The following is a 21,260-nucleotide window of genomic DNA, read 5'->3' on the forward strand; positions in this document are numbered from 1 at the left end:
AAAATCAAAAGAATACAAAAGTACTTGATTGAAGTCCGAACTCAAATTGACTCTTAAATAAAGAGTACAGCTTTCCGAATTTCCAAATTTGTCTGGAAACCATAGCATTGTGGTCCCACCTGATCCCATCCCGAACTCAGAAGTGAAACGCAATCGCGCCGATGGTAGTGTGGGGTCTCCCCATGTGAGAGTAGGTCATTTCCAGGCGCCTAATTTAGTATCCCGCGTAAGCGTGTTACTAAAGGAGCGGTAGTTCAGTTGGTTAGAATACCGGCCTGTCACGCCGGGGGTCGCGGGTTCGAGTCCCGTCCGCTCCGCCAACATCAAGATGAAAGCCTCTGCAGTAATGCAGAGGCTTTTTTCGTTTTTGGCTTTCGAAAAACTCAAACACTTTTCGACTTACGCTTATCGAATTGCTTGCCTGGTTACCCGTTAAAAATCTTACTTATTAGGGCTGATTCACAGCTAGTCGCCTATCTGCATTTCTCGCTTGTGATGGTGGCCGAGATCGCTGGTCCGCCGCTGCCATCTGCCTTTTGCGGAGTATATTGATATTTGAGCTCTTCGAAGTTAAGGGTGATGTTCTCGGTGAGGCGATCTTCTCCGCCTGAGCCGCCGGTAGACAGGCTGGAGACCCATACGTCACGTAATTCGATCACTATATACTCCAGGGGCGTGCCACCCGCCTTGCGCACCGTCAGTGTCGCTCTAGGGTATTGCATGTGGCTCATCTGGTTCATGAGGAGCTGGGGTGAGGCGCTATCCACATACTTGGTCACACTAATATCTTGAATGCAGGTGCGTCGCATGTCGCTGCTTGCCCCCCAAGACCAGGCGAGTACATCGATCTCGTTGCGGTGCTGCGCGTCCAGGCTCTCGCCATCGACGCCATCTATCTTGAGAAACATATCCGTAGCCGCGTTCAGCGACAAGGAGCTGAGCGCTAATAGGCCCATGGCCGCGAGTTTATACATAATCATTCTACCTATTGCCGAATTGGGTTAATTATTTATTGAGTCTAGTTTGCATTTAGAAATGGGTTCGTTTTTGCTTAGAACTAAAGAATCTGTAAACACCGCATAACGCCCAGTAGCATGAATATCGAGCGAGCCGCAAGATTGTCTATTGCTATTCCACGCGGCCTTACCTACCTTATGGCCAAGTGAAATGGCTTAGTTTCAAAGGATGGATATGAAAATAGAAATGATCTGCACCGGTGAAGAGGTGTTGTCCGGACAGATAGTCGATACCAATGCGGCATGGGCGGCAAATGCCTTGATGGACCACGGCATAGAGATGCAGCAGCGGATCACGGTAGGCGATAGATTGGACGATCTGGTCGAGGTGTTTCGCCAGCGTAGCGAGCACGCCGATGTCATCCTGGTCAATGGCGGGCTCGGCCCGACCAGCGATGATATGTCTTCCGAGGCGATGGCCATTGCCAAGGGCGAGCCTCTGGTCGAGTGCACCCTGTGGCGGGAGCGTATTCAAGAGTGGTTTACCCGTAACGGTCGACACATGCCAGAGAGCAATCTCAAACAGGCGATGTTACCCGCTTCGGCCATCATGGTGGACAATCCTGTGGGCACGGCCTGTGGTTTTCGCGTCAAACTCAATAGTGCCTGGCTCTTCTTTACTCCCGGTGTGCCTTTCGAGTTTAAGAAGATGGTGACCGACCAGTTCATTCCTTTTGTGGAGCAGATCGCCGATAGCCATGTCGAAGTCGAGGTGCAGAAGCTGCTGACCATAGGTCAGGGGGAATCGGCACTGGCCGATAAGCTAGAGGGTATGCCTTTACCGGATGGCCTGACCCTGGGCTATCGCTCCTTCATGCCCTATATCGAGATTAAGTTGTTTGCCCGAGGGGAAGCAGCCATTGGCGAATTAGACAGGGTGAAGGGCGAGGTGCTTGCTCGTCTAGGCGATGCGGTCGTCGGCCACAACGTTACCTCGCTGGCACAGGTGATCCACAACGGGCTGCTGGCTTCGGGTAAGCGTTTAAGTATTGCCGAGTCCTGTACCGGCGGCATGATCGCCAACAATCTAGTGGCCTTTGCCGGCAGCTCCAATTACCTGGATCAGGGGCTGGTGACTTATAGCAACGAGTCTAAGGTGCGCGTATTGGGGGTTAAGCCTGCGACCCTGGATGACCATGGGGCAGTCTCTATTACCACGGTTGAGGAGATGGCCAAGGGGGCAAGAAGCCTGCTGGACAGCGACTATGCCCTGGCGACCAGTGGCATTGCCGGACCCGATGGTGGCAGCGAGGCAAAGCCGGTTGGCACTGTGGCGATCGCCTTGGCGACTCGGCAAGGTGTCTATAGCCAGATGCTTAAGTTCCCGGCGCGTTCCCGCGAGTTGGTGCGGCAACTGAGCACGGCCGTTGCCTTGGATATGCTAAGGCGTGAGTTGCAGGAGTCGCCAGTTCTGGTGGACTATTCCTCTTATCCGCGATTTGCAAGATAGACTAGATAAGGCGCCAAGCATAATGGCGCCTTAAATAGAGTTGATTATGTGCTGAGGTTAATCTTTAAAGATAAGGTTAATCTTGCCCGGAACGACCTGGATACGTTTGGTCATCTCGGCGACAAGCGCCTGATTACCCTCTTGGGTATCGAGCACATACACAGGTTGGGTCTCGAGGAAGTGGGTCATGAATCCCATGATCTGAGGACTCACCTGGCCTATGGCCTGCTCGAGATCCTTTGGGTTAGATCTCAGGTTGACCAGGGTAAGGTCCTTAAGATAGAGACTGTGCTGGTCGGCATCATACCAAGGCTTGGCTTCGAACTCGGCCGTCATGGTGGCATTGAGCGGCATCAGCGGGTTGGCCACCTTGATAAGACTGTTAGCCGTGATCGCCATGGTGTCGGCCTTGTGGCCAAGCTTGACCTTCACATCATTGATCTTCATCTCTATGCCAAAGAAACGATTGCCCTCTTTGACCTCGAAATGCATCTCGTCGTTCAGGTAGTTGGTGAGCTGGCGCTCGCTGATGCTGTATTGACTGACACATGCAGTCAAACTCAGCATCAGCACGCCTATTAGGGCTAGGCTTTTCATTAACCCGTGTTTCTCATGCCCGCCGCCACGCCTGCGATGGTGAGCATCAGTGCCAACTCGACATTGCTTGATCCAGCCTGCTCCTTACGGGTACGCGCCAGGAGTTCGGCCTGGAGGAAGTTGAGCGGGTCGATATAGGGATTACGTAGCTCTACCGACTCACGATTCCATGGAGTATGCGACATCAGGGCGTCGGACTGGGTCAGCTCCAAGACCACCTTGATCCCTGTCGCCATACGGCTACGTAGGGCTTCGCCGAGATGATGTAGCTCTTGCGGCACCAGGCAGGTCTCATAGTACTTAGCCAGGTTAGGTTCGGCCTTGGCGTAGACCATCTCTAGCATGGAGATGCGTGTCTCGAAGAAGGGCCATTGCTGCTCCATCTCCCTTAACAGGGCGAGTTCGCCACGGTCGGCAGCCTGTTGCAGCGCCTCGCCGGCGCCTAGCCAAGCAGGGAGCATTAAGCGGTTTTGCGACCAGGCGAAGATCCAGGGGATCGCACGCAGGCTCTCGATACCACCATCCACCCGACGTTTCGCGGGGCGGCTACCTAGCGGTAGCTTACCGAGCTCGACTTCAGGGGTGGCCGCGCGGAAGTAAGCGACAAAATCTGGCTCCTCACGCACTATGGCGCGATAGGCGGTGACTGAGTCACTGGCGAGTCGCTCCATCGCCTCGCGCCACTCTGGCTTAGGTTCTGGTGGCGGCAGCAGGGTGGCCTCCATCACGGCCGAGGTATAGAGCGCCAGGCTCTGCACTGCCAGCTTAGGCAGGCCGAACTTGAAGCGGATCATCTCGCCTTGCTCTGTCACCCTGATGCGGCCATCTACCGATCCCGGTGGCTGCGATAAGATCGCCTTGTGGGCTGGTCCGCCGCCGCGGCCTATGGTGCCACCACGGCCGTGGAACAGGGTGAGTTTGATGTCTGCCTGGTTACAGACCTTAACCAGTTTTTCCTGCGCACTGTATTGTGCCCAGGCGGCCGCCATTACGCCGGCATCTTTAGCCGAGTCTGAGTAGCCTATCATCACCTCCTGGCTGCCTTTGCAGTAGCCGCGGTACCAGTCGATGGCGAATAGCGCCGAGATACAGCTGGCGGCGTTGTTGAGATCTTCTAAGGTCTCGAACAGTGGCACCACCCGCATCGGATGCTGATATCCTGCCTCTTTCAATAGCAGGAGCACAGTCAATACATCCGACGGCTGGCTCGCCATGGAGATGACATAGGAGCCCAGGGCCTTAGGCGACTGGCTGGCGATCAATCTGACCGTGCCGATCACCTCGGCGACCTCGGCACTCGGTTCCCAGTTATGGGGGATCAGCGGACGCTTGCCGCTTAGTTCCCGCAGCAGGAAGGCCTGTTTCTCATGCTCGTCCCAGTGGTCGAAGTCGCCAAGGCCCAGGTAACGGGTCAGCTCGGCGATGACATCGCTATGGCGCTGGGCATCCTGGCGGATATCCAGGCGCAACATATGGATACCGAAGCAGGCCAGACGACGCAGCATATCCAGCAGCAGACCATTGGCGATCAGGCTCATGCCCGACTCGGTCAGGCTGCGATAGAGCAGGCTCAAGGGCTGTTTGAGATCATCCTCATGCCAGATAAGGCTATCGAGATCCACCTCGGGTGAATGCCCCTCGAGGCGGGCATTTAGGTAATCTATGGTGTCGCGTAGCTTCTGTCTTAGCTCCCGCAGCACCACGCGGTATGGCTCGTGGCTGTTGTCTGTGAGGGCCAGTAGTTCCTCGTTGGCCTCCTCCATCGACAGTTCGTTGACCAGCAAGACCACATCTTTGAGGTAGAGGCGCGCCGCCGTGTGACGGTTGCGATCCAATACTTCCTGGGTGACCTTGGCGGTGACGAAGGGATTGCCGTCGCGGTCGCCGCCCATCCAGCTGGAGAAGCGGATGGGTGCTATGTCGCTGGGTAGCTGCTTGCCGGTGCGCTCTTCGACCTGTTCGTTGAGCTGGCGCAGAAAGTCGGGAATGGCCTGCCAGAGTGACGCCTCTATGGTGCTCAGTCCCCAGCGGGCTTCGTCCACCGGCGTTGGGCGCTCGTGGCGTATCTCGTTGGTGTGCCAGATCTGGGCGATAAGCTGTCTGAGTCTGAGGTGATTCTGTTTCTTCTCGCGCTCGGTGAGCTGAGGGTTCTCCATGGTGGCGAGACAATCGACCACGGCGGAGTATTTCTGGATCAGGGTGCGACGCGAGATCTCGGTCGGGTGCGCCGTGAGTACCAGATCGATATCCAGCGTCTGCAGACACTCGAGCATCTTATCTTGGTCAATGCGCCCATTTAGCATGCGCCCCAGGAGTTGATCCACAGGATCGGGCACGCAGACCAGCTCGTCACAGTTGCGGCTGATGGTATGGAACTGCTCGGCGATATTGGCTAGGTTGAGAAACTGGTTGAAGGCCTTGGCAAATGGTACCAACTCTTCGTCGGGTAAGGCGGCCAGTAGGGTAAGCATCTGTTCCCTGGCAGTATCGTTGCCTTGGCGTGAGCTCTTGGCCAGGTGTCTGATTTGTTCAATCTTATCTAAAAAGGGCTCGTCCATGTGTGTGCGAATAGTATCGCCTAATATTTGGCCTAATGTGCCCACATTGGATCGCAGCGACGCGTACATATCTGTCATAAATGCTCCATACCCACGAGTTAATCAATCACCATACCTAGGCTATCAGGTTTAGGTCAATACGGCATATCTTCATATCGTATGCTTATGTGTTCTATATCACCTTGCATGAATTTTTTATGGCGCCTTTATGCAGGCGTGGTAAATCAACTGTTTTAGCAAGTCGACGGTTTTGTTTATGTAGGCGGTGTCCAGGTACTCATCTGGCTGATGTGCTTGCTCTATGCTGCCCGGTCCCCAGACTAAGGTTTGACAGCCCAGTTGTTGAATATAGGGAGCCTCGGTCGCATAGTTGACTACCTCGGGGGCCTGATTCGATAGCTGGGCGACCAGCTGTGACCATTGCGCATCTGCCTGTCCCGCGAAGGGCTGGGAGCCGGGATAGAGCTGGCTTATGCTGATGGCGCCAGGATAGCGCTGACTCAGCTCGGCGAGATATTGGGTCAGAAGTTGTTCCAAGACCTCTAACGGCAGGCCGGGGAGGGGGCGGATATCCAGGTGCAGATCGCAGCAGCCGCAGATGCGGTTGGCCGCGTCGCCACCGTGAATATGGCCAAAGTTCATGGTGGGATAGGGCACGCTGAAGGCCTCTTCGCGGTAGTGCTCCGCCAGGTGTTGCTTCAGCTTGAGGAGCTTGCCTATCACCTGATGCATGATCTCTATGGCGTTGAGTCCCTTGGCCGGATCCGAAGAGTGACCGCTGCGTCCCGTGATGCGGATGCCCTGTGCCAGGTGTCCCTTATGCATATAGACAGGCTTTAGGCCGGTGGGCTCGCCTATGAGTGCATATTCAGGTGCGATGGCCTTAGATTGGGCGAAGGCCTTGGCGCCATTCATCGTAGTTTCTTCATCGGCGCTGGCGAGTATGTAGAGCGGGCGAATGAAATCTTGGGTCGGCATCTGGCGCACCGCCTCTATGACCAGCGCGAAGAAACCCTTCATGTCGCAGCTGCCCAGCCCATACCAGCGATTATCCTTCTCGGTAAGGGTAAAGGGATCCTGACTCCAGCGTCCCTCGTCGAAAGGAACTGTATCTGTATGTCCCGCCAGCAGCAGCCCACCGCGTCCCTGGCCGATCTTGGCCAGCAGGTTGTGTTTACCACGTGTGTCGGGGACGGCCTGCATCTGGCAGTCGAAGCCCAGATCGGTGAGCCACTGGCTCAGCAGACTCACCACACCTTGGTTACTCATGTCGAGTTCTGCTTCCTGGGCGCTGATGGACGGGGTAGCAATTAGCTCGCGAAAGGATTGCTTGATATCGGGAAAGGTTTTCATCATTTGACTCAAATCACCAATTTTATTTAAAAATATCTATTCAATAATATTGCATAATTAGTTTGTTGTGTTAGTCTATCAAACAGCTAAAACGAGTGCCATTATTAAAGGCTTAACTTAGAGATAAAAAATGAACAATTTCTTCTTACTTTTTGCATATAAGGTTAGCTGTAATCACTTCCTGCGACGATAATCTTGTCATATTGGTATCTATACCAGGGCTTTAGCAGTGCCCCTCTCTTTTTTACCGTTAACACAATATAGAAGTCATAAAGTATGAAAAGCATAGCGATAATTGGCGCCAGTGGTTACACAGGTGCTCAGGTTACTTCACTGATCCAGGCCGATGATCAGCTTAAGATTCAAGGCCTCTATGTTTCTGAAAACAGTCTGGATAAGGGCAAAACTTTGGCTAGCCTGTATCCGGTTTACAGCCATATCGATCTTAGTCTGGCACCGCTAACAGAGCAGGCCAAGCAGACCATAGTCGATGAGGCCGATGCCGTGGTGTTGGCGACCGACCATGGTGTGAGCCTGCACCTGGCGGCCTGGTTCTATCAGGCGGGTCTGGCGGTGTTCGACCTTTCCGGCGCCTACCGTTTTGCCGATAGCGAACAGTATCCCAAATGGTACGGTTTCGAGCATATCTACCCAGAGGTGTTGGCCGAGGCCGTCTATGGTCTGGCGGAGTGGAACGCCGAGGCGATTGCCGCCAGCAAGATGATTGCCGTGCCTGGCTGTTATCCCACGGCCTCGCTAACAGCGTTAAAACCCCTGAAAGATCTGATGACAGACAGCCTGCCGGTGATCAACGCCGTCAGCGGTGTGACCGGCGCCGGCAGAAAGGCGCAGCTGCACACCAGCTTCTGCGAGGTGAGCCTGACGCCTTACGGTGTGCTTGGTCATAGACATCAACCCGAGATAGCGACTCAGCTGGGGCAGCAGGTGATCTTCACCCCTCACCTGGGCAACTTTAAGCGTGGCATTCTGGCTACCATTACCGTGCAGATGAAGCCCGGGGTGAGCGAAGCCGATATTGCCAAGGCCTATGAGGTATATGAGTCGGCGCCTCTGGTGAATGTGTACCATAATCAATTTCCTAAGGTTGACGATGTGGTGCATACCCCTAACTGCCTGCTGGGATGGAAGTATGATCCCCTCAATGGCTATCTGGTGGTGGCGAGCGCTATCGACAATCTGATGAAAGGTGCGGCGAGTCAGGCGCATCAATGCATAAAGATTCATTTCAATTATTAATATTGTCACCTGTGAGAGAGAAGTAGCTATGTCGGCAAATAAGAAAACCTTAGTGCTTAAAGTGGGTGGCGCCCTGATGCAGTGTGAGATGGGGCTGGCACGCCTGATGGCGAGCGCCGCGAACATCATCAAGTCGGGCCAATCTGTCATCTTGGTTCATGGTGGCGGTTGCCTGGTAGACGAGCAGCTCAAGGCCAATGGCATGGAGACGGTCAAGCTGGACGGTTTGCGTGTCACCCCCGAAGAGCAGGTGCCTATTGTGGTTGGCGCGCTGGCGGGGACCTCTAACAAGATCTTGCAGGCCAGTGCCATCAAGGCGGGTATCACAAGTGTGGGCATGAGCCTGTGCGATGGCGCCATAGTCAATGGCAGCATCAAAGATGAGCAGCTCGGTTTCGTGGGTGAAGTGTCGCCCAATGACCCGACTTATCTGAACTTCCTGTTGGCCCAGGGCTGGATGCCGATTGTCAGTTCGATTGCCGTGGATGACGCGGGCAATCTGCTGAACGTCAACGCCGATCAGGCGGCGACCGTGATCGCCAAGCTGGTGGGAGGTCAGTTGGTGCTGTTGTCCGACGTTAGCGGCGTGCTCGATGGTAAGGGACAGCTGATCAAGACCCTGGATAAGGCCCACGCCGATGAACTGACCAAGTTAGGCGTCATCGAGAAGGGGATGAAGGTCAAGGTCGAGGCGGCATTAGAGGTTGCCCAGTGGATGGGGCAGCCGGTACAGGTGGCCTCATGGCGCGACGCCGAACAGTTGAGCGCGCTGGAGAAGGGCGAGTCTATCGGCACTCAGGTCATGCCACATTAATTAAACGGAACATGAGAGCAGTATTCATCTAGGAGTAGATATATGAATCACCTACTATCGATAAAAGAGCTTAACCAGCAGCAGCTGATCGACTTACTCGCCCTGGCGAAGACGATCAAGGCCAACCCAGAAGACTATCGCAAGGCACTCGACGGTAAGAGTGTGGTGATGTTATTCGAGAAGCCATCGCTGCGAACCCGCGTAAGCTTCGATATCGGTATCAATAAGTTAGGTGGTCATTGTCTCTACCTGGATCAGCAAAATGGTGCCCTGGGCAAGCGTGAGCCGGTATCCGACTTTGCCGCCAACATCTCTTGTTGGGCCGATGCCATTGTCGCGAGAACCTTTGCCCATTCGACCATAGAGCAGCTCGCCGAACATGGCACTGTACCTGTGATCAACGCGCTGTCGGACATGTACCATCCTTGTCAGGGGCTGGCGGATTTTCTGACCCTGGCGGAGCAGTTCGATGATGTCAGCAAGGTAAAGCTGGCCTATGTCGGCGATGGCAATAACGTGACCCACTCGCTCATGTATGGCGCGGCGCTGCTGGGTGCCAAGATGACGGTGATCTGTCCTCAAGGGCATTTCCCCGACGGTAAGGTGGTGCTGGAGGCGCAAGCGATTGCCGAGGCTCATGGTGGCGAGTTGGTATTGAGCTCAGATGTCGAGGCGATCGCCGGCCATGATGCCATCTATACTGATACTTGGATCTCCATGGGAGACAACGCCAGTCTAGATGAGATCAAAGCCAAATTTGCGCCTTATCATGTAGATACCGATATGATGAACAAGGCGGGAGCCAAATTCTTTATGCACTGCCTACCTGCTTATCGTGGTGTCGAGGTAGCTGCCGAGGTGGTCGATGGGGCCGGCTCACTGATCTTGCAACAGGCAGAGAACCGCATGCATGCGCAAAATGCCGTGTTGGTGACCCTACTGAGTTAACGAATCTTCCCAATGGTGATTGGGCCAATGAATTGAGTATTTAGGAAAACGAAATGTCTATCGAAAACAACAAAGCATCGGTGAAAAAAGTGGTATTGGCCTACTCGGGTGGTCTGGATACATCGGCGATCATTCCTTGGCTAAAAGAGACCTATGATAACTGTGAGATCGTTGCCTTCTGCGCCGACGTGGGTCAGGGCGAGGCCGAGCTTGAAGGGCTGCATGAGAAGGCTATCGCCTCGGGGGCGTCCGAGTGCCATATCGTGGATCTGAAAGAGGAGCTGGTAGCCGATTATATCTACCCCACCATAGCGACAGGCGCCATCTACGAAGGCACCTATCTGCTGGGCACCTCCATGGCCAGACCTATTATCGCCAAGGCACAGGTGGAAGTGGCACGTAAAGTGGGCGCAGACGCCGTATGTCACGGTTGTACCGGTAAGGGCAACGATCAGGTGCGTTTCGAGGGCTGTTTTGCCGCCCTGGCACCGGACCTTACTGTGATCGCTCCTTGGCGTGAGTGGAGCATGGTGAGCCGTGAAGATCTGCTGGACTATCTGGCAGAGCGCAACATCAAGACGACCGCCTCGGCTACCAAAATCTACAGCCGTGACGCCAACGCCTGGCACATCTCCCACGAAGGTGGTGAGCTGGAAGATCCGTGGAACGAGCCAAGCAAAGAAGTATGGACCATGACGGTTGCGCCGGAAGACGCGCCCGATGAGCCTGAGTATGTGTCGGTTGAGATGGAAGCCGGTCGTATTACTAAGGTTAATGGTCAGTCATACACTCCTTATGGTGCCCTGATGGCCCTTAATGAGATTGCCGGCGCCCATGGCGTGGGCCGTATCGATATCACCGAAAACCGTCTGGTGGGCATGAAGTCTCGTGGTTGTTACGAAACCCCTGGTGGCACAGTAATGTTTGCCGCGCTCAGAGCGATCGAAGAGCTGGTACTGGACAAGACCAGCCGAGAATGGCGTGAGCAGGTAGGTGCCAAGATGGCGCACCTGGTCTATGACGGTCGTTGGTTTACCCCACTGTGTGAATCGCTGCTGGGGGCCTCTCAGCCACTGGCGAACCTGCTGAACGGTGAAGTGGTACTTAAGCTCTATAAGGGCCAGGCGCAGGCGGTGAAGAAACGTTCTCCTAATAGTCTGTATTCTGAGGAATTTGCCACCTTTGGTGAAGACGAAGTCTATAACCAGAAAGATGCGGAAGGCTTCATTCGTCTCTATTCATTGGCGAGCCGTATCCGGGCGCTAAACGTTAAGTAGAGTCGACTAGGTAATAAAGGGGCGGCGAACGCTCCTTTATTTTAAGAGCAGGTTTACGAGCAAATTTTAGAGCTGATTATAGAGGATAGTGAGATGGCGTTATGGGGCGGAAGATTTAGCCAAGAGAGCAGCGCACTGTTTAAACTTTTCAACGATTCCCTGCCGGTCGATTATCGGCTGGTGGAAGAAGATATTGTCGGTTCCATTGCCTGGGCCGATGCCATCACAGGTGTGGGCATTCTCACCCAGGAAGAGTGTCAGTCCCTCAAGCAGGCGTTGCAAGAACTGCTGGCCGAGGTGAAGGATCAGCCAGAGACCATCTTGGCCTCCGGCGCCGAAGACATTCATAGTTTCGTCGAGCAATCCTTGATCGCCAAGGTCGGTGACCTGGGTAAGAAGCTGCATACCGGCCGCTCGCGCAACGATCAGGTGGCGACCGATCTTAAGCTCTGGTGCAAGAAGGAGGGCCAAGCCCTGCTCGAACTGTTGGCGCAACTGAGAGCGGCGCTGCTGTCGCTGGCCAGCCGAGAGCTGGACGCCGTCATGCCGGGTTATACCCATCTGCAGCGGGCGCAGCCTGTGGCCTTCGGTCACTGGTGCCTGGCCTATGTGGAGATGTTTGAGCGTGATATCAGCCGACTGCAAGATTGTCTGCAGCGTCTCGATACCTGTCCGCTGGGCACGGGTGCGCTGGCTGGTACCGCTTATCCAATGGACAGATACGCGCTGGCTAAGTCATTGGGATTCGCCTCGCCAACCCTTAATAGCCTGGATTCTGTGTCAGATAGAGACCATGTGATCGAGTTGTGTTCAGACGCCGCCATCAGCATGATGCACCTGAGCCGCATGGCCGAAGATTTGATCTTCTTCAATAGCGGTGAGGCGGGCTTTATCGAACTGGACGATCAGGTGACATCCGGCTCTTCCTTGATGCCGCAGAAGAAAAACCCAGATGCGCTTGAGCTGATCCGTGGCAAGACGGGCCGTGTCTATGGCAGCCTGATGGGCATTCTGACCACCATGAAGGCACTGCCTCTGGCTTACAACAAGGATATGCAGGAAGACAAAGAGGGCCTGTTTGACGTGATGGACAGCTGGTCTATCTGTCTGGAGATGGCGGCTCTGGTACTCTCAGGCTTAAAGGTCAACAGAGAGAATACCCTGTCGGCGGCCCAGCAGGGTTATGCCAATGCAACCGAGCTTGCAGATTACCTGGTCGCCAAAGGCATGCCGTTTAGAGAGGCGCATCATGTGGTGGGTGAGGTCGTGGTCGAGGCGATCGCCCAGAAGAAACCTATCGAAGAGTTCGAGTTGGCTAGCCTGCAGGTGTTCGCCAGTGTCATCCAGGAAGATGTTTATCAATGTCTGACAATAGACTCTTGCCTGGCGAAACGTGAGGCGCTGGGTGGTACCTCACTCACTCAGGTGGAGGCTGCATTGGCTGCCAAGGGCTAGTTTAGATAAATTCTGTCTAATCAATCGATTAAAAAACCTGCAGTTGCAGGTTTTTTTAATTCTAAAGTTTTATTCGCACCAAAAAATTGGCGCTATGAAATCACTGAAAAATGGCAAAAGGCCAGTGGAATTGACTGGGCTGGTGGTGAGTGACACCAGCCCATCTGAAGGCTATTGGAACAGATCTTCTACCGAATCATCGATAAAGATATCTTCCTGAGTCTGCGCCTCGGTGGCAAATTCCTTCGGCTCAGTCCCCTGGATGAAATACTCGAACTTGGTGGTGTAGTCTGTCTTACGGCTCAACTTGCCTGTGGCCAGGTCGATACGGGCCGAAACTATACCTTCCGGTGGAGGAGAAGGTAGCTCAGGCGTGCCTTGGAGGGCATTCTTCATAAACTCGTTCCAGCCTGGGCCGGCGGTCTTGGCACCGGCTTCGGCACCCGAGATCTGATCTTTCGCGCCGTTGGTGTTCCAGGCGGTGCGGCCCAGTTCGATGCTGTGATCGTCGAAGCCGACCCATACGGTAGTTGCCAGCGTCGGTGTGAAGCCACTGAACCAAGTATCTTTCGATTCGTTGGTGGTACCTGTCTTACCCGCGATATCGTGACGGTTTACCACACGGGCGGCGCGCCAGGCGGTGCCGTTCCATCCTGTGCCCTTGCTCCAATCGCCGCCGCCCCAGATTACGCTCTTCAAGGCTTCGGTGATAAGGAAGGCTGTCTGTTTGCTGATGATCTGCGGTGCGTGGCGAGCCGTGCTTGGACAGCTAGGATCTTCGGCGTTAACCTCCTGGCTCGCGACTTCTAGGCCTGTTATCTCTTGATTTGCCACTTCCTGATTAGGCAGTTCCTGCGCCATCGCTGCAAAAGGATCGTCCGTTGGCAGCGTCTGTGGCTCGGCTAACTCAGGTGTGCAGGCTAGCGTAGGGCTAGCTTCTTCTACCGTCTGCTCGTAGGCATTGTCGATATGGTCGATAAAGTAAGGCTCGACCCGGTAACCGCCATTTGCAAATACCGAGAAGGCGGTGACCACCTGCAGCGGCGTCACTGAAGGTGAGCCCAGCGCCAGGGACTCATTTTGTGGTAGATCGTCGCGGTCGAAACCGAACTTGACCAGGGTGTCGATAGCACTTTCTAGCCCGGTATAGCGCATGGCGCGTACCGACATGACGTTGATCGATTGTGCCAGACCGACTCTCAGGCGTGTCGGCCCTGTGTACTTATCGGGTGAGTTCTTAGGTCGCCACGCAGTGCCCTGGCGTATGTCGGCGTTGTTGATCGGCGCGTTGTTGATCAGCGTAGCCAAGGTGTAGCCTTTCTCAAGCGCACCTGTATAGATGAAGGGCTTGATGTTGGAGCCCAGCTGACGCTTGGCCTGAGTGACACGGTTGTATTGGCTGGTGTGAAAGCTGTAGCCGCCCACTAGGGTCTTGATGGCGCCATCCTTAGGATCCAGCGAGACGATGGCGCTGGCCACCTCAGGAATTTGCGACAGCTGCCAGATGTTACCGTTGTTGCGGATCCAGACCTGTTCGCCAGCCTTGAGGATCTCACCAGCGGTTTTAGGTGCCTTGCCCTGACGCTTGTTGCTGATGAACTTGCGCGCCCACTTGAGTCCTTCCCACTCCAGGGTGAGGGTTTCGCCCTTCGTATTGATAACCGTGACGCTCTGCTCGGCAACCTCGATCACGGCGGCGGGCTCGAGCCCTTGGAAGCTTTGAGTCTGCTTCAGCTGCGTGACGATTTGGGCCTCATCTAGCTTGCTCGCGCCTTCTGCGTCCCATAACACCTTAGTCGCGCCGCGATAGCCGTGGCGCTCGTCATAGGCGTAGACGTTGTTGCGCAGTGCCTCTTGGGCCAGCATCTGCAGGCGAGAGTCGACAGTGGTATAGACGTTGTAACCGCCAGTATAGGCTTCCTCTTCACCGAGTTTTTCGACCAGATAGTCGCGAGCCATTTCTGAGATGTAAGGTGCATAGAGCTCTACCTCGGCACCATGGTACTTGGCGGTGATAGGTGCTCTTATCGCTTCCTGGTACTCGTCTTGGGTAATGTTCTCTTTCTCCAGCATACGGCTGAGTACCCAGTTGCGACGATTCATCGCGCGGGCCGGATTACGTATAGGGTTGGCGGCAGAAGGCGCCTGTGGCAGACCGGCAATCATGGCCATCTCTGGCAGGGTAAGCTCTTCGAGTTCCTTGCCATAGTAGACCTGAGCGGCGGCGCCGACACCGTAGGCGCGGTTACCCAGGAAGGAGCGGTTGAGATAGAGGGTTAAGATCTCTTTTTTACTCAGTGCCTGCTCGATTTTCAGGGCCAGGAAGATCTCTTTGATCTTGCGAATATAGGTCTTCTCTCTGGAGAGGAAGAAGCCGCGGGCAACCTGCTGGGTGATGGTACTCGCCCCCTGGCTCTTCTTACCTGTGGTAGCCAGAATCACTGCGGCACGTATGATGCCGATGGGGTCGATCCCCTTATGTTCGAAGAAGCGGGCGTCTTCTGTGTCGAGCACCGCATTAATCAATTGTTGCGGTACCTGCTCATATTCGACTGGAATGCGGCGTTTTTCGCCAAATTGTGAAATTAATTTGCCATCAGCGCTGTAAATTCGTAATGGAGTTTGCAATTTTACGGTTTTAAGAGTGGTAACATCGGGGAGGTCCGGCAGCACATAAAAATAGGCCGCAGCAATTGCACCTATTCCCAAAAGGGCTAGGCTAAATAGAGCGATGGTAATTCGTTTAAACCACTTCACCAGATAATTCCAATAAATTTAGCAGGCACAATAGTATATAAGGCGAGCAGCTATTGGTGAAGCAAAAATGGTTGTCAAAAAAATGGCAATTGTAAAAGTTACAAACATTTTGTACAAATATCTATAACGAGTTGATTTTGTGCTAATCTAATTCCTGAAACTATAACAAAAGTGACGATGGACTATGCTTTCAAATTTATGGAAGCGTCAGGCTCCGCAGATGGTCGGGATCGATATTGGTTCCCACGAGATAAAAGCAATACTGCTGAGTAAGACTGCTGATGGTTATAAAATTTTGAGTCACGCAGCGGTGCCAGTTAAAAAAGGCGCCGTTAATGATCATGAGATAAGAGATTCAGACGCGGTTTTGGAGTCCTTAAGATTGATCAAACGATCTTTGCCTAAGAGCGTAAAATATGCGGCGGCTGCGGTTTCGGGATCGGCTGTGATGACCAAGGTGATCTACATGGATGCTTCACTCAGTGAAGAGGAGATGGAGACCCAGATCGAGATCGAAGCCGACAACCTTATCCCCTATTCGCTCGATGAAGTCAGCATAGATTTTGAAACTCTCAGCGTAAACAGTGCTGACCCCTCCAAGGTGGATGTGTTGCTGAGTGCCTGTCGCACCGAGAATATCGATGCCAGAGTCGATAGTCTGGACGATATCAATCTCGAAGCCAAAGTGATTGATGTTGAAGGATATGCGCTGGGACGATCGTTCGAGTTAGTCGCCGCTCAGTTGCCCGATGGCGCCGAAAATAAGGTCGTCGCCCTGGTCGATATCGGCGCGAACATGACCACCTTTGCTGTGGTGGAGAAGGGGGAGACGACCTTTATCCGCGAACAGGCCTTTGGTGGTGAGCAGTTTACCCAGTCGATCCTATCTTTCTACGGTATGTCTCATGAGCAGGCGGAGAAGGCCAAGCTCGAAGGTGATTTGCCACGCAATTATATGTTCGAGGTACTCTCGCCCTTCCAGACGCAACTGCTACAACAGATTAAGCGAACCTTACAGATTTACTGCACTTCGAGTGGCAAGGATAAGGTCGATCATATCGTCTTATGTGGCGGAACCTCAAAGCTGGAAGGCATGGCTAATCTGCTTACGAATGAACTCGGCGTTCATACCATCATTGCCGACCCTTTCTTGGGTTGCTTGCATGCGGACGAGCAAGTGAAGACACAACTACAGCCCAATATTAATAAATACATGGTCGCGTGTGGATTAGCGCTGAGGAGTTACTCTCAATGGCGAACATAAACTTATTGCCCTGGCGCGAAGAAGCAAGAGAAAAACAAAAACGCGATTATCTGGGCATATTAGCTGCTGTATTTATCGGCGCGGCATTAGTCGTTTATTTAGCCTTAACGGTTCTCGATATGATGACCGAGGAGCAGAGAGGTAGAAATGCCTATCTGCAGGGTGAAATTCAGCTGTTAGAAAAACAGATTGCCGAAATTAAAAAGATTCGTGAGCGTAAGAAAGATATCGAGCGTCGTACCGAGATCATATTAAACCTGCAACAGGCAAGAAACTTACCCACTCATGTATTGGATGAGTTGGTGCGTGTCGTGCCCCCGGGAATATATCTTTCCAGCATAGAAAAGAAGGGCAGCTTGCTGTGGATCCAGGGACGTAGTGAGTCTAACAACAACGTCGCCAACATGATGCGTAAGATCAAGGCCTCAATGTGGTTACACGATCCCAATATGCAGTCGATCGTCTCACAGAATGATGAGATGCGTCAGCTACAGCGTTTCAGTTTAAGGGTCTCTATCGGTGAAGAAGATGCAGATAATGCCAAGGCGACACAAGGAGCGAGCAAATGAAACTCGATCTGAGTGAATTCAATGATATCGATTTTGAGAACATTGGCGGTTGGCCGACCCAGGTTAAGGTGGTATTCGCGTCTTTCCTGGCAATCATTATCTTCGTTGCAGGTTATTTTTTATTTGTCTCAGATGCCATCGATGTGCTTAAGCGTGAGCAAGACAAAGAGATCACCTTGCGGGATGATTTTAAAGCGAAATACCAATTAGCGGCTAATCTTAAGTTGTATCGAGAGCAGCTGGCGGTCATGGAAGTTCAATTTGCTGAGCTGCTGAAAATGTTGCCGTCGCAGAATGAGATGCCTGGCCTGCTCGATGATTTAACCTTCGTCGCGACCGACTCGGGTCTGGGGATTCAGAGCCTGGAGTGGCAAGAAGAGATACAACGCGATTTCTATATCGAGTTTCCTATCAGCATGTCGGTAACGGGTAATTACCACGAGATGGGACATCTGGTCAGTGGTGTGGCTAAACTGCCGCGCATCGTGAGCTTGCATGATTTCGTTATCAAGCGCAGTGACAGCGGTGAACTCGCCATGGAGATCTTGGCCAAGACCTATCGTTTCAAAGAGGGAGCCCAGCTCCCGAAAGATAATGCGGCGAAGGGGGCGAAGAAATGAAGAAGCTACCTTTGCTATTCGTGGGCTTGATGCTAGCAGGTTGTATGGGGGATCGCAGCGATCTTGAGTTATTTGTGACGACCACTAAGGCTCAACATGTCGCGCGCGTGCCCCCCTTGAAGGAGCCTCCTAAGTTTGAACATTTTGCCTATCAGGCAGAGTTGATGCGCAGTCCCTTTGTACCGCCTTCGAGAGAATTAACCGAAGAGGTGGTCGACACGACCAAAGATTGTCTACAGCCAGATCTGCAACGCCGCAAGGGCCGTCTAGAAACCTATGCGCTGGACAATTTAAAGATGCGCGGTACCTTGAGCGAAGATAAGAATATTTGGGCCTTAATCGAGACTAATGATGGCAGCGTATATCGTCTAGGTGTGGGCGAATACGTAGGTTTGTATCACGGGCGAATTGCTAAAGTTACACAGCAAATGGTCGAAATAGTTGAATTAATTCCAGATGGGACAGGTTGCTGGGCTGAAAGAATGAGCAACATGGAACTGACTGGTGAATAACAAAGCGAAGGATGAGGGAATAATGGAATCTTCTGCCGCGAAAAGCGTTTTATTAAAAAAGTCGCCCCTGTTTAAAGTGGCCTTTGGCTTGGCTTTATTATTGGGTGTGGCGCCGTATTCTTCAGCTGCGAACCGTCTGATTGATGTCAAATACCATTCGATTGTCGATCATCAGTTAGAGTTACAACTGGTGTTTGAGGATGCCGTGAAGGAGCCTGAGATCAATCTCAATGCTTCACCGGCGCAGATCATCCTTGGATTCGACGATAGTTTGTCTGGGCTGGAAAAAGATGTCCTACCGATCAATAACGTCGGTGTTAAGTCCATGTCCACACTGCAGGAAAGCGAACAGCTTAAGGTGCTGGTGGATCTGGCTAAGGTAAAGGCCTATCAAGGCAAGGTGATGGGAAACACCTATCGCCTGACCATTAACGATGAGGTTGCCAGTCGTAGTGACGTCGCCGCGAATCCTTTTGTTAACGGCATCAAAAACATCGACTTCCATCGCACCGGCGATGGTGGTGGTGAGTTGTTGGTAAAACTTAATAACTCATCGGTGGCCGCCAATGTGGAGCAGGTGGGTGCCAAGCTAGAACTTAAACTTTACAACACAGATATTGCCTCAGATCTTCTTTATGTCATGGATGTTCAAGACTTTGCGACGCCAGTAAAGAGCTTTGAGACCTTCAAGGATGAGTTGACGGCGCGCGTATTGGTGGATGTCTCGGGTCAATACGAGTACAACTACAAGCAGGAAGGCAACCTATTCAGGCTCAACGTGCGTAAGGCAGAGCGCGCGGCAGTCGTAAAGGAAGAGAAGAAGTATGAAGGCCGCTCGCTTTCTCTTAACTTCCAGAGCATCTCGGTACGTACCGTGCTGCAGATCATCGCCGACTACAACAATTTCAACCTGGTGACCAGTGATACGGTCGAAGGGGATATTACCCTGAGACTCGACGATGTACCATGGGACCAAGCTTTAGATCTGATTCTGCAGACCAAGGGATTGGATAAACGTATCGAAGGCAATATCTTGATGGTGGCGCCAGCCGAAGAGATCGCAATTCGCGAGAGCCAAGAGCTGAAAAACCAACAGGAAGTGAAAGAACTTGCTCCACTCTATTCTGAGTATCTGCAGATAAATTATGCCAAGGCGACAGATATCGCCGAGTTGCTTAAAGGCGACGATGCATCTCTGTTGTCGGCTCGAGGCACAGTGGCCGTGGACGACAGAACCAACACGCTATTGGTTAAGGATACCGAAGAGAGTCTGGAAAACATTCATCGCCTGGTGGAGGTTTTGGATATCCCGATTCGCCAGGTATTGATCGAATCTCGTATGGTTACCGTGAAGGACGACGTGTCTGAAGATCTCGGTATCAAGTGGGGGATCACAGATCAGCAAGGCAGTAAGGGAACTTCGGGCAGCCTGGAAGGTGCCAACGATATCGCCAATGGCGTAGTGCCCGACATCGGCGACAGATTGAATGTTAACCTGCCAGCCGCGGTGGCGAACCCAACCAGTATTGCGTTTCATGTGGCTAAGTTGGCCGACGGCACCCTGCTGGATCTTGAGCTGAGTGCGCTGGAGCAAGAGAGCAAGGGTGAGATCATCGCCAGTCCACGCATTACCACTTCGAACCAGAAGGCGGCCTATATCGAGCAGGGTGTAGAGATCCCTTATGTTGAATCGGCTTCCAGTGGTGCGGCAACGGTACAGTTTAAGAAGGCGGTATTGTCGCTGCGCGTGACGCCACAGATCACGCCTGATAATCGTGTGATCTTAGATCTTGAGATCACCCAGGATTCTCAGGGTAAGACGGTCGACACACCACTCGGTCAGGCGGTTTCTATCGATACTCAGCGTATCGGTACTCAGGTGTTAGTGGATCATGGTGAGACGATTGTGCTTGGTGGTATCTATCAGCAACAATTGATCAATCGTATCAGCAAGGTACCTGTTTTGGGGGATATTCCATTCTTGGGTTATCTTTTCAGAAATAGCACCGACAAGAATGAGCGCCAAGAGCTGTTGATCTTCGTGACACCTAAGATCATCTCTGAAGAGCTCTAATCAGAATCATATCTAAGATAAAGCCAGCGTTCATACGCTGGCTTTTTTGTGGCTGAGTATAATTTCACAGAATTTACTCCCCCTACTTGCCTTTGGGGGGAGATAGCTGAGATAATCCGTGGTCAAGTCTCATTAGAGCAAGGTAACATTTAAGGTCGGCCTGATTTTTTGGCTGGCGTAGGCAAACTTCCATATAAGATTCAGACGTAAAGCAATGGCTGAAAAACGTAATATTTTCCTAGTAGGTCCTATGGGGGCTGGCAAAAGCACTATAGGCCGTCATCTGGCGCAGATGCTTCATTTAGAGTTCCACGATTCAGATCAAGAGATTGAAAACCGAACCGGTGCTGATATCGCGTGGGTATTTGACGTTGAGGGCGAAGAAGGTTTTCGTCGTCGCGAAACACAAGTTGTTGCCGATTTAACCGAGAAACAAGGCATTGTTTTAGCAACTGGCGGCGGCTCCATTCAGAGTAAAGATATTCGTAACAACTTGTCTGCTCGTGGCATCGTGGTCTATCTGGAAACCACTATCGATAAGCAGGTTGCGCGTACGCAGCGTGACAAGCGTCGTCCACTACTTCAGGTTGACGACCCAAGAGAAGTGTTAGAAAAGCTTGCTGAGATCCGTAATCCTCTGTACGAAGAGATTGCCGATGTTATAGTCAAGACTGACGAGCAAAGCGCAAAAGTTGTTGCAAATCAAATTATTGACCAATTAGGCTTCTAAACATTAGGC

17 protein-coding genes, 1 tRNA gene and 1 rRNA gene are annotated in these 21,260 nt (G+C 52.7%); 14 read left to right on the forward strand and 5 right to left on the reverse strand.

Annotated elements, in window-relative coordinates; translation table 11 throughout:
* Positions 1-91: 91 nt before the first annotated feature.
* Positions 92-207: ribosomal RNA gene (gene rrf / locus K0H81_RS01030) — 5S ribosomal RNA — on the forward strand.
* A 36-nt stretch (positions 208-243) separates the two neighbouring features.
* Positions 244-320: transfer RNA gene (locus K0H81_RS01035), tRNA-Asp, on the forward strand.
* A 153-nt stretch (positions 321-473) separates the two neighbouring features.
* Here K0H81_RS01035 and K0H81_RS01040 read toward each other — a convergent pair.
* Positions 474-974 carry an Hcp family type VI secretion system effector gene (locus K0H81_RS01040; RefSeq protein ID WP_144203915.1) on the reverse strand — a complete coding sequence of 167 codons (501 nt, stop codon included), beginning with the start codon at positions 972-974 and terminating at the stop codon, positions 474-476.
* Between the two features lie 217 nt (positions 975-1,191).
* Here K0H81_RS01040 and K0H81_RS01045 point away from each other — a divergent pair, with 217 nt between their 5' ends.
* On the forward strand, positions 1,192-2,466 hold the full coding sequence (locus K0H81_RS01045; RefSeq protein ID WP_220059590.1) for a CinA family nicotinamide mononucleotide deamidase-related protein: 1,275 nt from the start codon (positions 1,192-1,194) through the stop codon (positions 2,464-2,466).
* 57 nt (positions 2,467-2,523) lie between these two features.
* Here K0H81_RS01045 and K0H81_RS01050 read toward each other — a convergent pair whose 3' ends face one another.
* The 3 genes from K0H81_RS01050 to argE all read right to left on the reverse strand — a co-directional run bounded on the left by K0H81_RS01050 (position 2,524) and on the right by argE (position 6,974).
* Positions 2,524-3,063, reverse strand: coding sequence for a YceB family lipoprotein (locus tag K0H81_RS01050; protein WP_220059591.1), 540 nt, complete (start codon positions 3,061-3,063; stop codon positions 2,524-2,526).
* Complete coding sequence (gene ppc, locus K0H81_RS01055) at positions 3,063-5,699, reverse strand: phosphoenolpyruvate carboxylase (RefSeq protein ID WP_220059592.1); 2,637 nt, start codon at positions 5,697-5,699, stop codon at positions 3,063-3,065. Before ppc ends, K0H81_RS01050 begins: the two co-directional genes overlap by 1 nt.
* A 117-nt stretch (positions 5,700-5,816) precedes the next feature.
* Positions 5,817-6,974: an acetylornithine deacetylase gene (argE, locus tag K0H81_RS01060; RefSeq protein ID WP_220059593.1), complete on the reverse strand. Its 1,158-nt coding sequence runs from the start codon at positions 6,972-6,974 to the stop codon at positions 5,817-5,819.
* A 276-nt stretch (positions 6,975-7,250) separates the two neighbouring features.
* Here argE and argC point away from each other — a divergent pair, with 276 nt between their 5' ends.
* The 5 genes from argC (at position 7,251) to argH (ending at position 12,725) form a co-directional block, all read left to right on the forward strand.
* Entirely contained in the window at positions 7,251-8,231 is a 981-nt protein-coding gene (gene argC / locus K0H81_RS01065; RefSeq protein WP_220059594.1) for an N-acetyl-gamma-glutamyl-phosphate reductase, read from the forward strand.
* 28 nt (positions 8,232-8,259) lie between these two features.
* On the forward strand, positions 8,260-9,045 hold the full coding sequence (gene argB / locus K0H81_RS01070; protein ID WP_220059595.1) for an acetylglutamate kinase: 786 nt from the start codon (positions 8,260-8,262) through the stop codon (positions 9,043-9,045).
* A gap of 42 nt (positions 9,046-9,087) precedes the next feature.
* Positions 9,088-9,993 (forward strand): ornithine carbamoyltransferase, encoded by a 906-nt coding sequence (locus K0H81_RS01075; protein ID WP_220059596.1) that lies wholly within the window; start codon positions 9,088-9,090, stop codon positions 9,991-9,993.
* 53 nt (positions 9,994-10,046) lie between these two features.
* Positions 10,047-11,270, forward strand: coding sequence for an argininosuccinate synthase (locus K0H81_RS01080; RefSeq protein WP_144203908.1), 1,224 nt, complete (start codon positions 10,047-10,049; stop codon positions 11,268-11,270).
* A gap of 93 nt (positions 11,271-11,363) precedes the next feature.
* Positions 11,364-12,725 (forward strand): argininosuccinate lyase, encoded by a 1,362-nt coding sequence (gene argH, locus K0H81_RS01085; protein ID WP_220059597.1) that lies wholly within the window; start codon positions 11,364-11,366, stop codon positions 12,723-12,725.
* 171 nt (positions 12,726-12,896) lie between these two features.
* Here argH and K0H81_RS01090 read toward each other — a convergent pair whose 3' ends face one another.
* On the reverse strand, positions 12,897-15,482 hold the full coding sequence (locus K0H81_RS01090; RefSeq protein ID WP_220059598.1) for a penicillin-binding protein 1A: 2,586 nt from the start codon (positions 15,480-15,482) through the stop codon (positions 12,897-12,899).
* 184 nt (positions 15,483-15,666) lie between these two features.
* On the opposite strand from K0H81_RS01090, the gene K0H81_RS01095 reads away from it, so the two are divergent.
* The 6 genes from K0H81_RS01095 (at position 15,667) to aroK (ending at position 21,251) form a co-directional block, all read left to right on the forward strand.
* The gene (locus K0H81_RS01095; protein WP_220059599.1) at positions 15,667-16,746 is read left to right on the forward strand and encodes a pilus assembly protein PilM; all 1,080 of its coding nucleotides are present in this window, start codon (positions 15,667-15,669) and stop codon (positions 16,744-16,746) included.
* Positions 16,734-17,315, forward strand: a complete 582-nt coding sequence (locus K0H81_RS01100) for a PilN domain-containing protein (protein ID WP_011864016.1) — start codon at positions 16,734-16,736, stop codon at positions 17,313-17,315. Before K0H81_RS01095 ends, K0H81_RS01100 begins: the two co-directional genes overlap by 13 nt.
* Positions 17,312-17,935, forward strand: coding sequence for a type IV pilus inner membrane component PilO (locus tag K0H81_RS01105; protein ID WP_011864017.1), 624 nt, complete (start codon positions 17,312-17,314; stop codon positions 17,933-17,935). The genes K0H81_RS01100 and K0H81_RS01105 overlap by 4 nt, the downstream gene beginning before the upstream one ends.
* Positions 17,932-18,447, forward strand: coding sequence for a pilus assembly protein PilP (locus K0H81_RS01110; protein ID WP_220043906.1), 516 nt, complete (start codon positions 17,932-17,934; stop codon positions 18,445-18,447). The genes K0H81_RS01105 and K0H81_RS01110 overlap by 4 nt, the downstream gene beginning before the upstream one ends.
* Before the next feature lie 22 nt (positions 18,448-18,469).
* Positions 18,470-20,521 carry a type IV pilus secretin PilQ gene (locus tag K0H81_RS01115; RefSeq protein WP_144203921.1) on the forward strand — a complete coding sequence of 684 codons (2,052 nt, stop codon included), beginning with the start codon at positions 18,470-18,472 and terminating at the stop codon, positions 20,519-20,521.
* Positions 20,522-20,735: 214 nt separating this feature from the next.
* Positions 20,736-21,251, forward strand: coding sequence for a shikimate kinase AroK (gene aroK, locus K0H81_RS01120; protein ID WP_144203903.1), 516 nt, complete (start codon positions 20,736-20,738; stop codon positions 21,249-21,251).
* The last annotated feature ends 9 nt before the right edge of the window (positions 21,252-21,260 follow it).

The sequence above is a fragment of the Shewanella halotolerans genome (assembly GCF_019457535.1).
Lineage (GTDB): Bacteria > Pseudomonadota > Gammaproteobacteria > Enterobacterales > Shewanellaceae > Shewanella > Shewanella halotolerans.